General features: G+C 60.1%; 12 protein-coding genes and 1 tRNA gene. 9 read left to right on the forward strand and 4 right to left on the reverse strand.

What is annotated here, in order from left to right; translation table 11 throughout:
• The first annotated feature begins 49 nt into the window (after positions 1 to 49).
• Positions 50 to 724 (forward strand): RNA pyrophosphohydrolase, encoded by a 675-nt coding sequence (locus BMX55_RS14850; RefSeq protein ID WP_091459074.1) that lies wholly within the window; start codon positions 50 to 52, stop codon positions 722 to 724.
• 7 nt (positions 725 to 731) lie between these two features.
• Here BMX55_RS14850 and proB read toward each other — a convergent pair whose 3' ends face one another.
• The 4 genes from proB to rplU all read right to left on the reverse strand — a co-directional run bounded on the left by proB (position 732) and on the right by rplU (position 3,705).
• The gene (proB, locus tag BMX55_RS14855) at positions 732 to 1,886 is read right to left on the reverse strand and encodes a glutamate 5-kinase (protein ID WP_091459054.1); all 1,155 of its coding nucleotides are present in this window, start codon (positions 1,884 to 1,886) and stop codon (positions 732 to 734) included.
• Positions 1,887 to 1,909: 23 nt separating this feature from the next.
• A complete protein-coding gene (gene cgtA / locus BMX55_RS14860; protein WP_091459056.1) occupies positions 1,910 to 3,010 on the reverse strand; it encodes an Obg family GTPase CgtA in 1,101 nt (366 codons plus the stop codon).
• Between the two features lie 107 nt (positions 3,011 to 3,117).
• Positions 3,118 to 3,378: a 50S ribosomal protein L27 gene (gene rpmA / locus BMX55_RS14865; protein WP_091459058.1), complete on the reverse strand. Its 261-nt coding sequence runs from the start codon at positions 3,376 to 3,378 to the stop codon at positions 3,118 to 3,120.
• A gap of 15 nt (positions 3,379 to 3,393) precedes the next feature.
• Positions 3,394 to 3,705, reverse strand: coding sequence for a 50S ribosomal protein L21 (gene rplU, locus BMX55_RS14870; protein WP_091459059.1), 312 nt, complete (start codon positions 3,703 to 3,705; stop codon positions 3,394 to 3,396).
• A gap of 216 nt (positions 3,706 to 3,921) precedes the next feature.
• Here rplU and BMX55_RS14875 point away from each other — a divergent pair, with 216 nt between their 5' ends.
• The 8 genes from BMX55_RS14875 to BMX55_RS14910 all read left to right on the forward strand — a co-directional run.
• On the forward strand, positions 3,922 to 4,851 hold the full coding sequence (locus BMX55_RS14875) for a polyprenyl synthetase family protein (RefSeq protein WP_091459061.1): 930 nt from the start codon (positions 3,922 to 3,924) through the stop codon (positions 4,849 to 4,851).
• Between the two features lie 38 nt (positions 4,852 to 4,889).
• Positions 4,890 to 4,966: transfer RNA gene (locus tag BMX55_RS14880), tRNA-Pro, on the forward strand.
• A gap of 249 nt (positions 4,967 to 5,215) precedes the next feature.
• The gene (locus BMX55_RS14885) at positions 5,216 to 6,556 is read left to right on the forward strand and encodes an SWIM zinc finger family protein (protein ID WP_091459062.1); all 1,341 of its coding nucleotides are present in this window, start codon (positions 5,216 to 5,218) and stop codon (positions 6,554 to 6,556) included.
• Between the two features lies 1 nt (position 6,557).
• Positions 6,558 to 8,165, forward strand: coding sequence for a DUF5691 domain-containing protein (locus tag BMX55_RS14890; RefSeq protein WP_091459064.1), 1,608 nt, complete (start codon positions 6,558 to 6,560; stop codon positions 8,163 to 8,165).
• Positions 8,162 to 9,247: an ATP-binding protein gene (locus tag BMX55_RS14895; RefSeq protein WP_091459066.1), complete on the forward strand. Its 1,086-nt coding sequence runs from the start codon at positions 8,162 to 8,164 to the stop codon at positions 9,245 to 9,247. The genes BMX55_RS14890 and BMX55_RS14895 overlap by 4 nt, the downstream gene beginning before the upstream one ends.
• Before the next feature lie 15 nt (positions 9,248 to 9,262).
• Entirely contained in the window at positions 9,263 to 11,638 is a 2,376-nt protein-coding gene (locus tag BMX55_RS14900) for a DUF5682 family protein (RefSeq protein ID WP_091459068.1), read from the forward strand.
• Positions 11,639 to 11,853: 215 nt separating this feature from the next.
• The gene (locus tag BMX55_RS14905) at positions 11,854 to 12,597 is read left to right on the forward strand and encodes a phage tail protein (RefSeq protein WP_177172926.1); all 744 of its coding nucleotides are present in this window, start codon (positions 11,854 to 11,856) and stop codon (positions 12,595 to 12,597) included.
• Between the two features lie 217 nt (positions 12,598 to 12,814).
• Positions 12,815 to 15,931, forward strand: a 3,117-nt coding sequence (locus BMX55_RS14910; protein ID WP_143059696.1) for a DUF4347 domain-containing protein, incomplete at its 3' end; no start/stop codon positions are given.

A 15,931-nucleotide genomic window follows, 5' to 3' on the forward strand; every position in this document is an offset into this window, starting at 1 on the left:
GCAAGGGGCCGTGCATAATGGGCTCAGTTTAAAAATTTGGGGTTTGATTATGCTTGACCGGGACGGCTTTCGGCCCAACGTCGGCATCATCCTGCTCAACCAGAGAAACCAGGTGTTCTGGGGCAAGCGCATACGCACCCACAGCTGGCAGTTTCCGCAAGGTGGTATTGATCGGGGAGAGACACCCGAGCAGGCCATGTTCCGAGAACTCCACGAAGAGGTGGGCTTGCAGCCTAGCCATGTGCGCGTGGTTGCCCGCACCCGGGACTGGTTGCGCTACGAGGTGCCTGAACGGTACGTCCGCCGCGATGCACGCGGCCACTACAGAGGCCAAAAACAGATTTGGTACCTGCTGCAACTGATCGGCTACGACACCGATTTGAACCTGCGCGCCACCAATCATCCAGAATTTGATGCTTGGCGCTGGAACGATTATTGGGTGCCGCTGGATGTGGTGGTGGAGTTCAAAAGGGGCGTCTACCGTATGGCGCTGACCGAGCTGGCGCGTTTTTTGCCCCGGCACGAGCAGCGCAACCGCTACTTGCGTGGCAGCTTTCGTGCGCGTGAGCCAGAGCAGGGCAGTGGCACCATGCTGCTGCGCCACGGCCATTTGCTGCTGCACCGCGATATTGAATTGCCGCCTGGAGCCACGTTTGACCCCGACCCCGGCACCAATTTTGTGGCCGAGCCGCAGCCCAGCCCAGCCACTGCGGCAGTGGACTGAAAGGGCTTTAGCCGCCCATCAGCACCAAATTGTCGCGGTGTACCATTTCGGGTTCTGCAGCATAGCCTAGCAGTGGCTCAAACTCCAGCGAGGGCTTGCGGCACAACAGGCGGGCCTCGGCGCTGGCATAGTTGGCCAAGCCACGGGCAATTTCTGCACCGCTGGCATCGCGCACGGCAATGACGTCGCCACGGGCAAACTCGCCCTCTACCGCCGTCATGCCAATAGGCAGCAGGCTTTTGCCCTCGTGGCGCAGCTTGGTGGCGGCACCGTCGTCTACCACCACGGCACCGCGCAGTTGCAGGTGATCGGCCATCCACTGCTTGCGTGCTTGGGTTTTGGCAGTTTGCGCTACCAGCAGCGTGCCAATGCTTTGGCCTTGCACTAGGCGCAACAGCACATCGGGTTCACGACCCCACGCAATGACAGTAGATGCGCCCGAACCCGCTGCACGCTTGGCCGCCAAAATTTTGGTAATCATGCCGCCCCGGCCAATGCTGGAGCCTGCGCCACCGGCCATCGCTTCTAGGGCGGGGTCACCGGCCTTGGCCTCGTGGACAAACTGTGCCGCTGGGTCGCGGCGCGGGTCGGCGGTGTAGAGGCCCTTTTGGTCGGTGAGGATGACCAAGGCATCGGCCTCGACCAAATTAGCCACCAGCGCGCCCAAGGTGTCGTTGTCGCCAAACTTGATCTCATCGTTGACGACGGTATCGTTTTCGTTGATGACCGGCACCACGCCCAAGCCCAGCAGGGTGAGCAGGGTAGAGCGGGCGTTGAGGTAGCGCTCGCGGTCGGCCAAGTCGGCATGGGTGAGCAGCACCTGCGCACTGCCAATGCCGTTTTCGCGCAGCTTGGTTTCGTACATCTGCGCCAAACCCATCTGGCCCACGGCAGCCGCTGCCTGCAATTCGTGGATTTCTTTGGGGCGGCTTGTCCAGCCTAGGCGTTTCATGCCTTCGGCAATGGCCCCGCTAGAGACCATGATGACCTCGCGTGGCACCCCATCGGCACCGCCACGCACCAGCGCCGCCAACTGGCGGCTCCATTCACCAATGGCGACTTCATCGAGCCCCCGGCCCTCGTTGGTGACCAGACTGGAACCCACTTTGACCACCAAGCGGCGCGCATGGCGCAACACATCCGAAACTTGATTTGCGTTCATGTTCATCGTGAAGAAAAACAGGCTCAGGTGGGATCGACAAAGCGGGGATCGACTTCTTCGCCCTTATCCTTAAAGCGTGGATCGACCTCCGCCACGGGGGCTTGTTCGGCGATCTGTTGCGCCTTGACATGGCGGTAAATGGCGTGGATCAGGCCCTCGCAGCCCTCGCGGGTCAGGGCGGAGATTTCAAACACCGGCCCCTTCCATTTGAAGCGCTTGACAAAATCAGCCACCAAAGCGGCGCGCTCATCTTGCGGCACCATGTCCAGCTTGTTGAGCACTAGCCAGCGCGGTTTGTCGTGCAGGGCTTTGTCGTATTTTTTCAACTCGCCGACAATGGCCTTGGCTTGCGCCACGGGATCGACGGCATCGTCAAACGGGGCCATGTCGATGATGTGCAGCAGCAAGCGGGTGCGTTGCAGATGGCGCAAAAATTGGTGGCCTAGGCCCGCACCTTCGGAAGCGCCTTCAATCAGCCCCGGAATATCGGCAATGACAAAGCTTTGCTCTGGCCCAACACGCACCACGCCCAAATTGGGGTGCAGGGTGGTGAAGGGGTAATCGGCAATTTTGGGCCGGGCGTTGGATACCGCCGCGATAAAAGTGGATTTGCCCGCGTTGGGCATCCCCAGCAGGCCCACATCGGCCAGCACCTTGAGTTCTAGCTTGAGGTTTTTGCGTTCACCGGGCCAGCCGGGTGTTTTTTGCCGGGGTGCGCGGTTGATCGCGCTTTTGAAGCGCAGGTTGCCAAAACCGCCATCGCCGCCTTTGGCAATGGTGATGACTTCGCCCGACTCCAGCAATTCGTACAGCACTTCGCCAGTTTCGGCGTCGGTGATGATGGTGCCTACAGGCATTTTGAGCGTGATGTCGTCTCCGGCGGCACCGAACATATCGGAGCCCATGCCGTGCTCACCGCGCTTGGCTTCGTGGCGGCGTGAGTAGCGGTAATCGACCAGCGTGTTCAGGTTGGGGTCGGCTATGGCAAAGACATGGCCGCCGCGACCGCCATCGCCGCCGTTGGGGCCACCGAATTCCTTGTATTTTTCGTGCCGGAACGACACGCAACCATTGCCACCATCACCGGCGGCAATGTCTATGTAGGCTTCGTCAACGAATTTCATCAGGATTCCCAGTGTACAAAACGGCAGCTTGTCTGGCGACCTTTGTCAGCCAGAAAGCACAAAGCCCCGACCAGGCGGGGCTTGGTATGCAGTGAGAGCGTAAAGCCTCAGGCTGCGGCAGTCACGGTGACTGTGTGCTTGGACAGCGCGCCCTTGGTCGAGAACGACACGTGGCCATCTACCAGCGCAAACAGTGTGTGATCCTTGCCCAGACCGACATTGGGGCCGGGGTGGAACTTGGTGCCACGTTGGCGAACGATGATCGAGCCAGCGCTGATCAGTTCACCGCCGAAAGCCTTCACGCCGAGCATTTTGGGCTTGGAATCGCGCCCGTTTCGCGTAGAGCCGCCGCCTTTTTTCTGTGCCATGACTAAAGCTCCTGTTTAAGCAGCGATGTCGCCGATTTGCAGTTCAGTGAACTGTTGACGGTGACCTTGGCGTTTTTGATAGTGCTTGCGACGGCGCATCTTGAAGATGTGCACTTTGTCGTGCTTGCCGTGGGCAACAACGGTTGCCTTGACGGTTGCGCCGGACACCAGGGGGGTGCCAACCTTGATTTCAGCGCCGTTGCCGACTGCCAAAACTTGGTCGATCACGATTTCCTGGCCTACGTCCGCAGCAATCTGTTCTACTTTGATTTTTTCGCCGGAAGCAACGCGATACTGCTTGCCGCCGGTTTTTATGACCGCGTACATGTGAACCTCTTGGATTGTGAGTTTCCATGAAAGAATCTTCACGGAACCGGAAATTATACCAGTCCAACCGCGTGGTTGCCTAGTGCCCACAGGCCGCTATCGTGCCAGCCTAGGTTCCTATAATTTCGCCCACCGTTAGCGACCATCACCTTGACAGCATCAGCCCCCCCATCCTCTGGTATCACCGCCTCTCCGCTCGCCCTGATTCAGGACGATATGCGTGCGGTCGATCAGGTCATTGCCGACCGCCTTGCCTCTGGCGTGCCCCTGGTGGGCCAGATTTCGCACTACATCATTGCTGCCGGTGGCAAGCGTCTGCGCCCTGCTTTGCTGCTGATGGTCAGCGGTGCGCTGGGTTACCAGCAGGCGCACCGTTTCGCGTTAGCGGCAGTGGTGGAGTTCATCCACACCGCCACCTTGCTGCACGACGATGTGGTGGACGATTCCACCCTGCGCCGGGGCCGCCCCACAGCCAATGAGACCTTTGGCAACCCGGCCAGCGTGTTGGTGGGTGACTTTTTGTATTCCCGCGCCTTCCAGATGATGGTGGAGGTGGGCCAGATGCGGATCATGGAGATCCTAGCCGAGGCCACCAACATCATCTCCGAAGGCGAGGTGCTGCAATTGATGAATATGCACGATGCCTCGCTCAGTGCCGAGGGTTATCTGCTGGTGATTCGCTCCAAGACGGCCAAGCTGTTTGAGGCCAGCGCTCGGCTGGCGGCGGTGCTGGCGGGCAGTTCCCCTGAGGTAGAAGAAGCGTGCGCCACCTACGGCCAAGCCTTGGGCACGGCCTTTCAGATCATTGACGACGTCCTTGACTACGACGGCGACCCTGCCGAGTTGGGCAAGAACTTGGGCGATGATTTGCGCGAGGGCAAGGCTACATTGCCGTTGATTATTGCCATGCAGCGCGGCACGCCAGAGCAGGCGGCTATTGTGCGCCAGGCCATTGAAAATGGCAGTGCCGATCAGTTAGACCAGATTGTGGCGATTGTGCGTGAAACGGGTGCTTTGTCGGCAGCCCGCGACGCTGCTGCTGCTGAAGCGCAACGGGCCATCACCGCTTTGGCGCAACTTCCAGCCAATGATTATTCGACCAATTTGCTACAATTAGCGGCTCAGCTTTTGCAGCGGCGCACCTGAGTTTCCAGCGCGATGGTGCCACGCAAGCAGCAAAATATCGGGGTGTAGCTTAGCCTGGTAGAGCGCTACGTTCGGGACGTAGAGGCCGGAGGTTCGAATCCTCTCACCCCGACCACAAAATTCAATAAAACCCGCCAGCTCAGCGCAGTTGGCGGGTTTTTTCATGCAGCCAACAGATTAACTACTGTGTAGCTCGGGCATAGGTGGTACATAGCCATGACAGGCACACAACTTGGAACATCTTTGGAGCTGCAATCGCTACGTTGGAGGCGGGTGAGAGGGTAAAAACACGCTACGATGGCAAATTGTTTCTCGGGCGGCGCACCGGGCGTCTGCCACTTACTCCTGCGTTCCATAGGTGTCCATGCAGCAATTCAGCGCCGAATCTGTTCTCGCCCTGGCCCCCGATGCGGCCTCGGCCAAAGCCGCCAATGGGCTGACCAAACCAGGGCAATGGCCTTTGCTTGGTGCCAGCGATGCCGCCGTCTGGGGCGAGTGCCAAGGCAGCAGCCGCTACCAAACGCAGGTCGATTTGTCTGGCCCCTCGTTTCGCTGCTCCTGCCCCAGCCGCAAGTTTCCGTGCAAGCATGGTCTGGCGCTGCTGCTGCTCTGGGCTAAGAATCCCACCCAGTTTCAGCAGGGTCAGCCACCGGCTTGGGTAAGTGAATGGCTGGCCTCGCGCACCGAGCGCAGCCAGAAAAAAGAAGAAAAACAGCAACAAAAAGCAGCAGAGAAAGCGGCTGACCCCAAGGCCGAAGAAACGGCCCTCAAAACGGCGCAAAAGCGCTGGAGCCGCATTGACAAGGGCGTGGCCGAATTGCAGCAGTGGCTGCTCGACCAAGTTGCCCAAGGGCTGGGCCATCTCACTCCCGCCAGCCGTGATGCTTGGGAGAGCATGGCCGCCCGGTTGGTGGATGCACAGGCTCCCGGCTTGGCCCAACGCCTGCGCTACGCTGCCGCCGCCCTGCTTGATGGCCCCCAATGGCCTGAAAACGTGCTGCGCCGCTTGGGCCTGCTGCAACTGGCTTGCAACGCCATCCAGCGCCGCGACGCCTTGGATGAAGGAGCCAGTGCCGACCTGCGCGTGTTGATGGGTTGGCCCATCGACAAAGACACCGTGCTGGCGCAAGCCACCAAAGCGACCGACCAATGGCAAGTATTGGGCGTGATTCAAGAAGAACGCGACAACAACCTGATTGAGCGCCGGGTCTGGCTGCATGGCGTGCAAACCGGGCAGCGGGCTTTGGTGCTAGACCATATCTTTCCGGGCCGGGTGTTTGAGCAATCATGGATGGCCCTGAGCAGCGTGCAGGCCACGCTGGCTTTTTACCCCAGCGCTGCGCCGCTGCGCGCCTTGGTGGTGCAAACGCAGGCTATCACTCCCCCAGACGATCAGCAGCCCCCGCTCACCAGCACCCCAGCGCAAGAATGGCAAGCCGTAGCGCAGCGCGTGGCTGCCAACCCTTGGGGCAGCCTGCACCCGCTGCGTTGCCAAGATGCCATCCTGACTTATGACGGCGAGCGGTTTCACCTGCACTGGGGCGATGTCGCCCTGCCACTGCAACTGCACCTCAGCGATGGCTGGGCCTTGCTAGCTCTCAGCGGCGGCCACCCCATGACGGTACACGGCGAATGGGACGGCAGCAGCTTGCGCCCGCTCACCGCCCGCAGCCCCGAAGGTTTCTGGATATGGAGTCCCGTCTGACATGAGTACACCGCAAGCCTCCAGCCTCTGGAAAAACCTGCTGCCCCCAGCCATGGTGGGTACCGACAAAAAGCCCCTAGAGTTGCCCGTGCTAGAGGGCGCGGTAGGTCAATTACTGGCGCAGCTACAAGCACAAGCCAGCACCCCGGCACAGGCCCTGTTGCAAGCGGCAGGCGTGCTGACCGTCTGCGAGCGCGCAGGCCAGCGCCCCACCGCAATGCCCAACCCCGCCAGCCACGGTGTGGCTCCCGCTGATGCCCTGCAACAAGCACTGCAAGACAAGGCACTGAAAGACACCCTGCGTTGGCTGTTCACCGATGCCCCGCAGCGTTTGCAGATAGATTGGCTCCAGCAGATGGCCGTTGCGGGCTGGCGTTTGCCCGCTACCTTGCTGCCCCTAGCGCTAGACACTGCCCAACGTGCCAGCGCCTTGCGCCCCGCCGTGGCCGCTGTGCTGGGTGAGCGGGGCCGCTGGCTAGCGCGGCACCACAGCACTTGGCGCTATGCCGCAGGCAGTGCCGACAGCGCACCGCTTGAAACCCGCTGGCAAGAAGGCACCTTGGCGCAACGTATACAACTGCTGCGCGAAGAGCGCCAAAACCACCCAGCGCAGGGCCGCGAGCGCTTGCAAGCCAGCCTGTCCGATCTGCCCGCCAAAGAGCGCGCCGAATTGCTGGCTGTGTTGCAAACCGGCTTGTCTGCCGACGATGAAACCCTGCTCACCACGCTGGCCGCCCAAGACCGCAGCCGCGAGGTGCGCCAAACTGCCCGCACCTTGCTGGTGCAGTTGCCCGAAAGCGCCATCACCCAAGCGGCCATCGCCCGCCTGCAACCCTGCATTGTGCTGAAAACCGGGCTGCGCGGGGTCTCGGGCCAGCGCTGGATGGTGCAGCCCCCAGAAGCCGCTGATCCCGACTGGAAAAACCACGGCATTGACGCCGAGCGCCCCACCCACGAGCGCTTGGGTGAACGCGCTTGGTGGCTGTACCAACTGGCTCGGCAGGTGCCGCTGGCGTGGTGGGAGCAACACACCGGCATGACCCCCGAAGCCCTCCTGCAATGGGCACGCAAGAGCGACTGGACAGAAGCTCTGGTGCGTGCTTGGTGGGAAGTGCTGCGCCCGGCCCCTGTGGTGGCGTGGTGCCTGGCTTTTCTGGAGCACTGGCCCGGCAAAGCAATGCAAGAATCTCCCGCTGCCGTGTTGGCCCTGCTATCGGCCACTGAGCGCGAACCCTACTGGCAACGCACCCTCGAATCCATCGATAAGCCGAAACAAGGCACCCTCGAAGAAGTGGTGCAACAAATCGTGGCTGCCTATGCGCCCGGACAGTACCTGTCGGAGCCGCTGTCGCAATTGCTGGTGAGTAAATTGCCACTCTACCAGCCACGCTACTACTACCAGTTACCGCTGGCCGATTTGTGTTGCGTGCTCCACGACAATGCCTTGCCGCAGCTGTCGGCCTTGGCCCAACACGCTAGCCAGCACGAAGGCCAACCCACCGAAGCCTTGGCGCAAGCCCTGCGCCAACAAATGCCGGTGCTGGCAGCCCGCCAAGCCATCGCCCGCCTGCCCTCACCCTCATCCGTCGCCCCCCAAGGAAATCCATGAGCACTGCTAACGCCCTGCGCCAACACGCTGAACACCAATTTGCCCACGAACTCGAAGAGCTGAAAAAAGTGGACAAACACCCGCGCCCGGCCAACTGGGAACTGTCGCCGTGGGCCGTGGTGTCGTACTTGATGGGTGACAAGCTCGACAACGGTTTTGAACTCAGCGCCAAATACATCGGCAGCCGCCGCCTGATGGAAATTGCCGTATCTACGCTGGCCACCGACCGGGCGCTGCTGCTCTATGGCGTGCCAGGCACCGCCAAATCGTGGGTGTCGGAGCATCTGGCCGCTGCTGTCAGTGGCAACTCTACCCTGCTAATTCAAGGCACCGCAGGCACCAGTGAAGAACAATTGCGTTACGGCTGGAACTACGCCCAGTTGCTGGCTCACGGCCCGTCTGAAAAGGCGCTGGTACCCAGCCCACTGATGAACGCCATGCGCGACGGCAAAATCGCCCGCGTGGAAGAGCTGACCCGCATCCCCGCCGATGTGCAAGATTCGCTCATCACCGTGCTGTCAGAAAAAACCCTGCCTATCCCAGAACTAGGTTCGGAAGTGCAAGCCGTGCGCGGCTTTAGCGTGATTGCCACCGCCAACAACCGCGACAAGGGTGTGAACGAACTGTCTGCTGCGCTCAAGCGCCGCTTTAACACCGTGGTGTTGCCCGTGCCCTCCAGCGAGGATGAAGAAGTCTCCATCGTCGTCAAGCGCGTGCATGAAATGGGCCAAGCCCTGCAATTGCCCGCCGAACCACCCGCGCTGAAAGAAGTGCGCCGCATTGTGCAGATTTTCCGCGAGTTGCGCAGTGGCCGCACGCTGGATGGCAAAACGCAGCTCAAGTCCCCCAGCTCCTCCTTGTCCACCGCCGAGGCCATTTCGGTGATTAACAACGGCATGGCGCTGGCCGGGCATTTTGGTGATGGCGTGCTGCACCCGCACGACGTAGCGGCAGGCTTGATTGGCGCGGTGGTCAAAGACCCGGTGCAAGATGCTGTAGTCTGGAAAGAGTACCTCGACATTGTCGTTAAAGAGCGCGAAGACTGGAAGAGCCTGTACCGCGCCTGCAAGGAACTCGAATAACAACAGGCCGCCGCTGTGAGCAAAGTCCACTATTTTGGTATCCGACACCACGGGCCGGGCTGCGCGCGCAGTCTGCTCCATGCCTTTGAGGCTCTGCAACCCGACTGCGTGCTGGTAGAAGGCCCGCCCGAAGGCGAAGGCGTGCTGGCGGCCCTGCTGTCTGAACAGATGCAGCCCCCGGTGGCGCTGCTCAGTTACTGCCCGGATGAACCCCGGCGGGCGGTGTACCACCCGTTTGCTGTGTTCTCGCCCGAATGGCAGGCGCTGCGCTGGGCCTTGCAACGGCAAGTACCTGCCTCGTTCATCGACCTGCCCCTGATACACCAATTGGCCCTCGCCAAAGCCCGCGAAGAAGAGGCTGCAGCCCAAGAAGCCGCCCAAGCCGCTGCCGAGGATGCTCCAGCCACCGAAGCTGCTGCAACCGATACCAATACGGGCACCGAACCCAGCGCGGATGCTGCCGCCCCCGCTGCTGCGACAGAACCCGAACCCAGTTACCGCAGCGATCCACTCAACTGGCTGGCCCAAGCCGCAGGCCATGCCGATGGGGAAACTTGGTGGAACCACACCGTCGAAGAGCGCGGCGACGGCGAAGAACTGTTTGCTGCCATTGCCGAAGCCATGACTACGCTGCGCGCCGACTTGGGCGAGCAAGCGCAAGAATCTTGCCCCTACCGCGCCCGCCGTGAACTGCTGCGCGAAGCCTATATGCGCCAGCGCATCCGCGAGGCTGTCAAAAAAGGCCATGAACGCATCGCCGTGGTCTGCGGGGCTTGGCATTTGGGCGGCTTGCAAGCCACCGTCAAGGCCAGCGCCGATAACGCCTTGCTCAAAGGCTTGCCCAAGCTCAAGGTGCAATCGACGTGGGTGCCTTGGACGTATCGCCACCTCAGCCGCGACAGCGGTTATGGTGCGGGCATTGAAGCGCCCGGCTGGTATGAGCACCTGTGGTTACACGGTCAAGCCGCTGATGCCAACCCCGCCACCGTGCCCCCGCGCACCGTGGGTTGGCTGGCACGGGTTGCCAAGCTGATGCGCGAGCGCGATTTAGACTGCTCTAGCGCCCACCTGATTGAAGCCACCCGTCTGGCCGATACCTTGGCCGCGTTGCGCCAGCGCCCACAGGCCGGACTGGAAGAACTGCACGAAGCCACGCGTACCGTGCTGACGATGGGCGACGATGCGGCTCTCGACTTCATTGCCGACGCCCTGCTGGTAGGCCAGCGCATGGGCCAAGTGCCGCCCGATGTGCCCACCGTGCCGTTGCAAAAGGACGTGGAGCAGCAACAAAAATCGCTGCGCCTTAAACCCGAAGCCACGCACCGCACCCTCGACTTGGATTTGCGCCAGCCCAACGATTTGGCACGCAGCCACCTGCTGCACCGCCTGCGCCTGATTGATCTGCCGTGGGGCCATCCCAGCCGCACGGGTGGCTCGGCCAAAGGCACCTTCCATGAAATTTGGGCGCTGCAATGGCAGCCCGAATTTGCTGTGCGCCTGATTGAAGCCAGCCAGTGGGGCCAGACCTTGGTGGCGGCGGCCAGTACAGCCAGCCTAGAGCGCGCCCACAAGGCCGAGACCCTGAGCGCCCTGTCCCAACTGGTGCAGGAAGTGCTGCTGGCCGACCTAGAGCCAGCGGTGCAGGCCATCACGCGCATCTTAGAAAACCGCGCCGCCGTCAATGGCGACACCGTGCAACTGCTCGAAGCGCTGCCGCCGTTGGCCAATGTTTTTCGCTATGGCAATGTGCGCCAAACCGACACCGGCATGGTGGCGCATATGCTCGATGGCTTGATCGTGCGCGCCGCTATTGGCCTGCCACTCGCCTGTAGCGGCATTGACGACGACAGCGCCCACGAACTGCGCGGCACCATTTTGGCCGCCCACAGTGCCGTGGCTTTGCGCGATGCCGAAGAACAAACCCAAGCGTGGCAACGCGCTTTGCGCCTGATGACCGACAGCAGCACCGCCCACGAACTGCTGCAAGGCTTGGCCGGACGCCTGCTGCTCGATGAAGGCATCTGGCAAGGCACAGATGCGGCGGTGGCCTTGTCGCTGCACCTATCAAGCAGCACACCACCGCTGCAAGCAGCCGCATGGCTAGAAGGCTTTTTAAACCGCAATGCGATGGTGCTGCTGCACGATAACCAACTGTGGCAACTGGTCAATGACTGGCTGTGTAGTTTGGGCGAGACCCACTTCACGAACATCTTGCCATTGGTGCGGCGCACCTTCTCGGCCTTTAGCGCCAGCGAGCGCCAAGACCTCGGCCAGCGCGCCCGCCAAGGAACGATAAACCCACAAGCCGTGACCACTGCGCTAAATTGGGATGAAACACAGGCAGTTTTGCCACTGCCACTGTTGAGATTGTTTTTTGGAATGAATAAGTAACCATTTGAAACCGATTTGGAATTTGGAGCTGCCCCACTAGCGGGCTGTATTTCTCTTTCTAACGGCCATTAGTTCCAAATTCCATATTTGGTTACACGTGGTTACTTATGAGGAGTTTTTGCAAGAAACTTCGTATTGATTGTCGCGCGGTACAGTGGTATTTTCGTTTTATGAGAAAACTTACTTTCTCATATGTATATCGGAGATACGCCTTAATGCTTCATATCAAAGCCAAAGCGCTGTTCGGTGCCGTCGCGCTCGCCGCCATGATCATCCCCACGCATGCCGCTGCGTGTGCTGCAGACCCCTACATCGGCTCCGTTTGCTTCATGGCAAACTATGCCCGCGGTGGTCCGTGTCCGCAGGGTTATCTGCCGGCGGATGGTCGGATTCTGCCGGTCGCTCAATACCAGGCCGTCTATGCGATTATCGGCAACCTTTTTGGCGGGAGTAAAGACCAGACCTTCGCGCTCCCTGATCTGCGGGGGCGCAACATCATCGGTGCTGGTCAGGGCCCCGAGCTGCCCAACGTGCCGGTTGCTCAGAAAGGGGGGGCGCCAACAGTTCCGTTGGTTGCGAACAATCTGCCGCAGCATAATCACTCGGCGACGTTCGCTGGCGGCCCGATCAGTGGCATCAACGTCAGCGTGGCGATCCCCGCAGTGGGAAATGCCTCTGCAAACACGGATGTCCCCGGCAACACGGTCAATCTGGCCAAGCCCAACTATGAGGATCCGGGCACATTGAGTGAGGTACCGGTGAAGGCATTCAGTAACGCCACCACCAACACCACCCTCCAGCCCTTCAACGCCACAGTCAGTGGCACAGGAGCCTTGAGCGGCACGGTGACTGTGGGGGCAAACCCGACCACGAACACCCCGGTCTCGGTCCTCGACCCCTACCTCGGCCTCGTCGCCTGTTTTGCCGTTACTGGGCTATACCCCATCGCTGCCGAATAACCCTTGTCGAAGGCAGACGCGCCACAAGGTGTGCGCCACCAAGCCTTTACAGGCAGAGCTGCAAAGCCCAGCGCAGGTGAAAGGCCGCGCCACTTCTTTTTGTCAACCGGGCCATTAAACGGACGTGAGCAGGTAACGGCCCAAAGCAAGGAGCGCCGTTGTTCATTCCGTGCTCTACCTCCCCGGCATAAATGCCGAGGTTTCACGCGCAAACCTGATGAATTCGATGCGCGAAGCGACTAGCGTCCATGAATTGACTGGGATGGCCGCATGGCCACAAGTTCTGCGTGAGGCCGACCCGGTAGCCAACGCGGGTCGCAAGGAGGTAGTGTTCATCGACACCAGCGTGGCTCATTACCAGACGCTGGTAGACGGCGTGAAGGCTGGCGTTGAGGTGGTGCTGCTCGATGGCAGTGCCGATGGTCTGGCTCAGATGGCGGCGTGGGCGCAGGGCAAGTCCGGGTACGACGCGATTCATCTACTGAGCCACGGTGCGCCGGGCATGGTGCGGCTGGGCGCTTTTGACTTGAATCAGGCAACGCAGGATGAACGGGCCGGAGAACTGGCGGCTTTGGGTGCAGCGTTGAATGAAGAAGGCGATTTACTGCTTTATGGCTGCGCTATCGCGGCAGGTGACAACGGCCAACAATTCATCAGCGGTTTGGCCAGCATCACCGGAGCCACGGTCACTGCCTCGATGGATCAGACTGGCGGAGCAAGCCTTGGGGGCAACTGGAATCTAGAGCGCAGCACAGGTGCGCTTGGTGCTGCTCTCTTCGGAACTGCGATCAGCTTTGCCGATTATGACGCATTGTTGACGGCTAGTTATAGCAAGCCCTCCACCACCGGCTTTCCGGCTCCCGCTGCCTCTGCTCGAGTGTTGGTCGGGGACTTTGATGGAGATGGGTACACGGATATCTTGTATCAACATGGCGGCGCTGGAACGACCATCTACTATAGCCATAACAATCAGAACAGCACTTTCACCACGGTAGTCGCGAACACCGCTGGATCGCCTTTTTCGGGACTCACGATTCCCGACTTCACAACAGCGACCACCTTCGTTGGCGACTATAACAATGATGGCAAATCAGACCTCTGGATAGCGGCGAATAACACAACTGGAACCTTGGTTCTGAGCGGAAGCAACGGCTATAGCATGCCATCGACAGCCGGATTTCCGACTCCGGCTGCTGCTGGTCGTATTGTGGCCGGCGACTTTGATGCGGATGGTTACACCGACTTCATTTATCAGAATGGCGCTGCTGGATCGAGCTTCTATTACAGTCACAATAATCATGACAACACCTTCACCACGGTAGCTGCGAGCGCTGTTGGGTCGCCTTTTTCTGGAGTGACGTTTCCCGATATTTTAACAAGTACCTCATATATCGGTGACTTCAATGGAGATGGCAAGGCAGATATGTTGCTTGCCACGTCGAACAACCAGGCGAAGATCGTTTTGAGCGGGACTAGCGGATACACGATTCCAACAATCGCCAGTGCGCCAACCATCGGTGCCTCAGCGCGAATTGCCGTGGTCGATTTCAGCGGAGGCGGGTATTCGGATATTTTGTATCAAACAGGGGGTTCTGGCACAGCTATCAATTATGTGAAGAACAATGCTGATGGCACATTTGCGGCTCCTATTGCCAGCACTGCTGGTGGCTCCCCATTCTCTGCGATCACGCTTCCGGACTTGCTCAGTGCTGGAACATTCGTGGGGGATTACAACAATGATGGCGTTCTGGATTTTTGGGAAACCGTCAATAACTCAACAGGTGTTTTGGTGTCGTCCACCGGTACCGTGCCGCACCTGACTAGTTCGACCCCGACTGCTGGCAATGCCACGTTCGCGGTAGGAGGCGATATCGTCTTGAATTTCGATCAGGCGATCTTTTTTGGCAACGGTGATATCAAGATCAAGGAGTTCAACACTGGCAATACGGTTGAGACGATCAACTCCAGCACAACCTCGCTGTTCTCTGGAAATGGGACTACATCCCTCACGATCCACACCAATGGGAACCTGTCGGCTGAAACAAAATATTACATCGAGTTTGGGAAAAACTCCCTGCATGCTGGCGATGGCACGATTTTCGGTTTGGTTGATCTTTCGCTGAAAACAAGAACGGGTATCTACAATCCGTCTTTCCTTTCCTTCACGACATCCACAGGGCCCACCGCCCCCACCGTCACCCTCTCCGTCGACAACGCTAGCGTCGCTGAGGCCGCTGGCACCTCCACCATCACCGCGACCTTGAGCGCCGTCGCCGCCGCCGACACCACGGTGACCATCGGTCGCAAAAGCACCAGCACCGCGACGCAAGCCGACGACTTCACTTTGTCCTCGGCCACGATCACCATCCTTGCTGGCAACACTACCGGCACGGCAACCTTGAGCGCCGTGCAAGACGCACTGGATGAGGCGGACGAGACCGCTATCATCGAGATCACCGGCGTGTCGGGTGGCGGCGGAGCCACCGAAAGCGGCACCCAAGAAGCGACGGTGACGATCACCGACGATGATGCTACGCCCACCCTGTCGATCGCCGATGTCAGTCAGGCTGAAGGCAACAGCGGCACCTCCACCATGACCTTTACGGTCAGCCTGAGCGCCGCGTCAGGTCGGGCGGTTACGCTCGATTACACGACCTCCAACGGTACGGCCACTGCTAGCAGCGATTACACCGCCGCCAGTGGCACGCTCTCCTTCGCCGCCGGGGAAACCACCAAGACCTTTACTGTCGATATCGCTGGCGACACTACAACCGAAAGCGACGAAGCTTTCACCGTCACCCTATCCAACGCCAGTAACGCGACGATTTCTGACGCTACGGCTACCGGCACCATTACCAATGACGAGGCACCCACCAGCGCTGCTATCACCAGCGCCACTTACGATGCCAGCACTGGCGTGCTCACCATCACCGGCACCGACCTGACCAATGGTGGCTCAGTCGATGAAAGCAAGCTCACGCTCACGGGTGAAGGCGGGGCCACCTACACCCTGACCGAAACCGGGGCCATTAGTGCCAGCAGTGCCACCAGCATCTCTATCACCCTCAACGCCACAGACCAAGCGGCCATCCACCAGATTTTGAACAAGGCGGGCACAGCCTCTACTGGGGGCACTGCCTTCAATATTGCTGCTGCCGCCGACTGGCATGGCACGGGCAATGCCGACCTCACGGGCAATGTTCTGAACGTCAGCAATGTAGCGGTTCCCACCCTGACCAGCGCCACCTACAACGCCAGCACCGGGGTGCTGGCCGTCACGGGCACGGGCCTGCTCAAGCGCAGTGGGGCCACCAACGACATTGATGTCAGCAAA

It is taken from the genome of Giesbergeria anulus (genome assembly GCF_900111115.1).
GTDB lineage: Bacteria > Pseudomonadota > Gammaproteobacteria > Burkholderiales > Burkholderiaceae_C > Simplicispira > Simplicispira anulus.

Excerpts from the sequence above, each read along its gene's own strand:
- BMX55_RS14850 (WP_091459074.1), top strand. The coding sequence starts at position 50 with ATGCTTGACCGGGACGGCTTTCGGCCCAACGTCGGCATCATCCTGCTC.
- proB (WP_091459054.1), bottom strand. The coding sequence starts at position 1,886 with ATGAACGCAAATCAAGTTTCGGATGTGTTGCGCCATGCGCGCCGCTTG.
- cgtA (WP_091459056.1), bottom strand. The coding sequence starts at position 3,010 with ATGAAATTCGTTGACGAAGCCTACATAGACATTGCCGCCGGTGATGGT.
- rpmA (WP_091459058.1), bottom strand. The coding sequence starts at position 3,378 with ATGGCACAGAAAAAAGGCGGCGGCTCTACGCGAAACGGGCGCGATTCC.
- rplU (WP_091459059.1), bottom strand. The coding sequence starts at position 3,705 with ATGTACGCGGTCATAAAAACCGGCGGCAAGCAGTATCGCGTTGCTTCC.
- BMX55_RS14875 (WP_091459061.1), top strand. The coding sequence starts at position 3,922 with ATGCGTGCGGTCGATCAGGTCATTGCCGACCGCCTTGCCTCTGGCGTG.
- BMX55_RS14885 (WP_091459062.1), top strand. The coding sequence starts at position 5,216 with ATGCAGCAATTCAGCGCCGAATCTGTTCTCGCCCTGGCCCCCGATGCG.
- BMX55_RS14890 (WP_091459064.1), top strand. The coding sequence starts at position 6,558 with ATGAGTACACCGCAAGCCTCCAGCCTCTGGAAAAACCTGCTGCCCCCA.
- BMX55_RS14895 (WP_091459066.1), top strand. The coding sequence starts at position 8,162 with ATGAGCACTGCTAACGCCCTGCGCCAACACGCTGAACACCAATTTGCC.
- BMX55_RS14905 (WP_177172926.1), top strand. The coding sequence starts at position 11,854 with ATGCTTCATATCAAAGCCAAAGCGCTGTTCGGTGCCGTCGCGCTCGCC.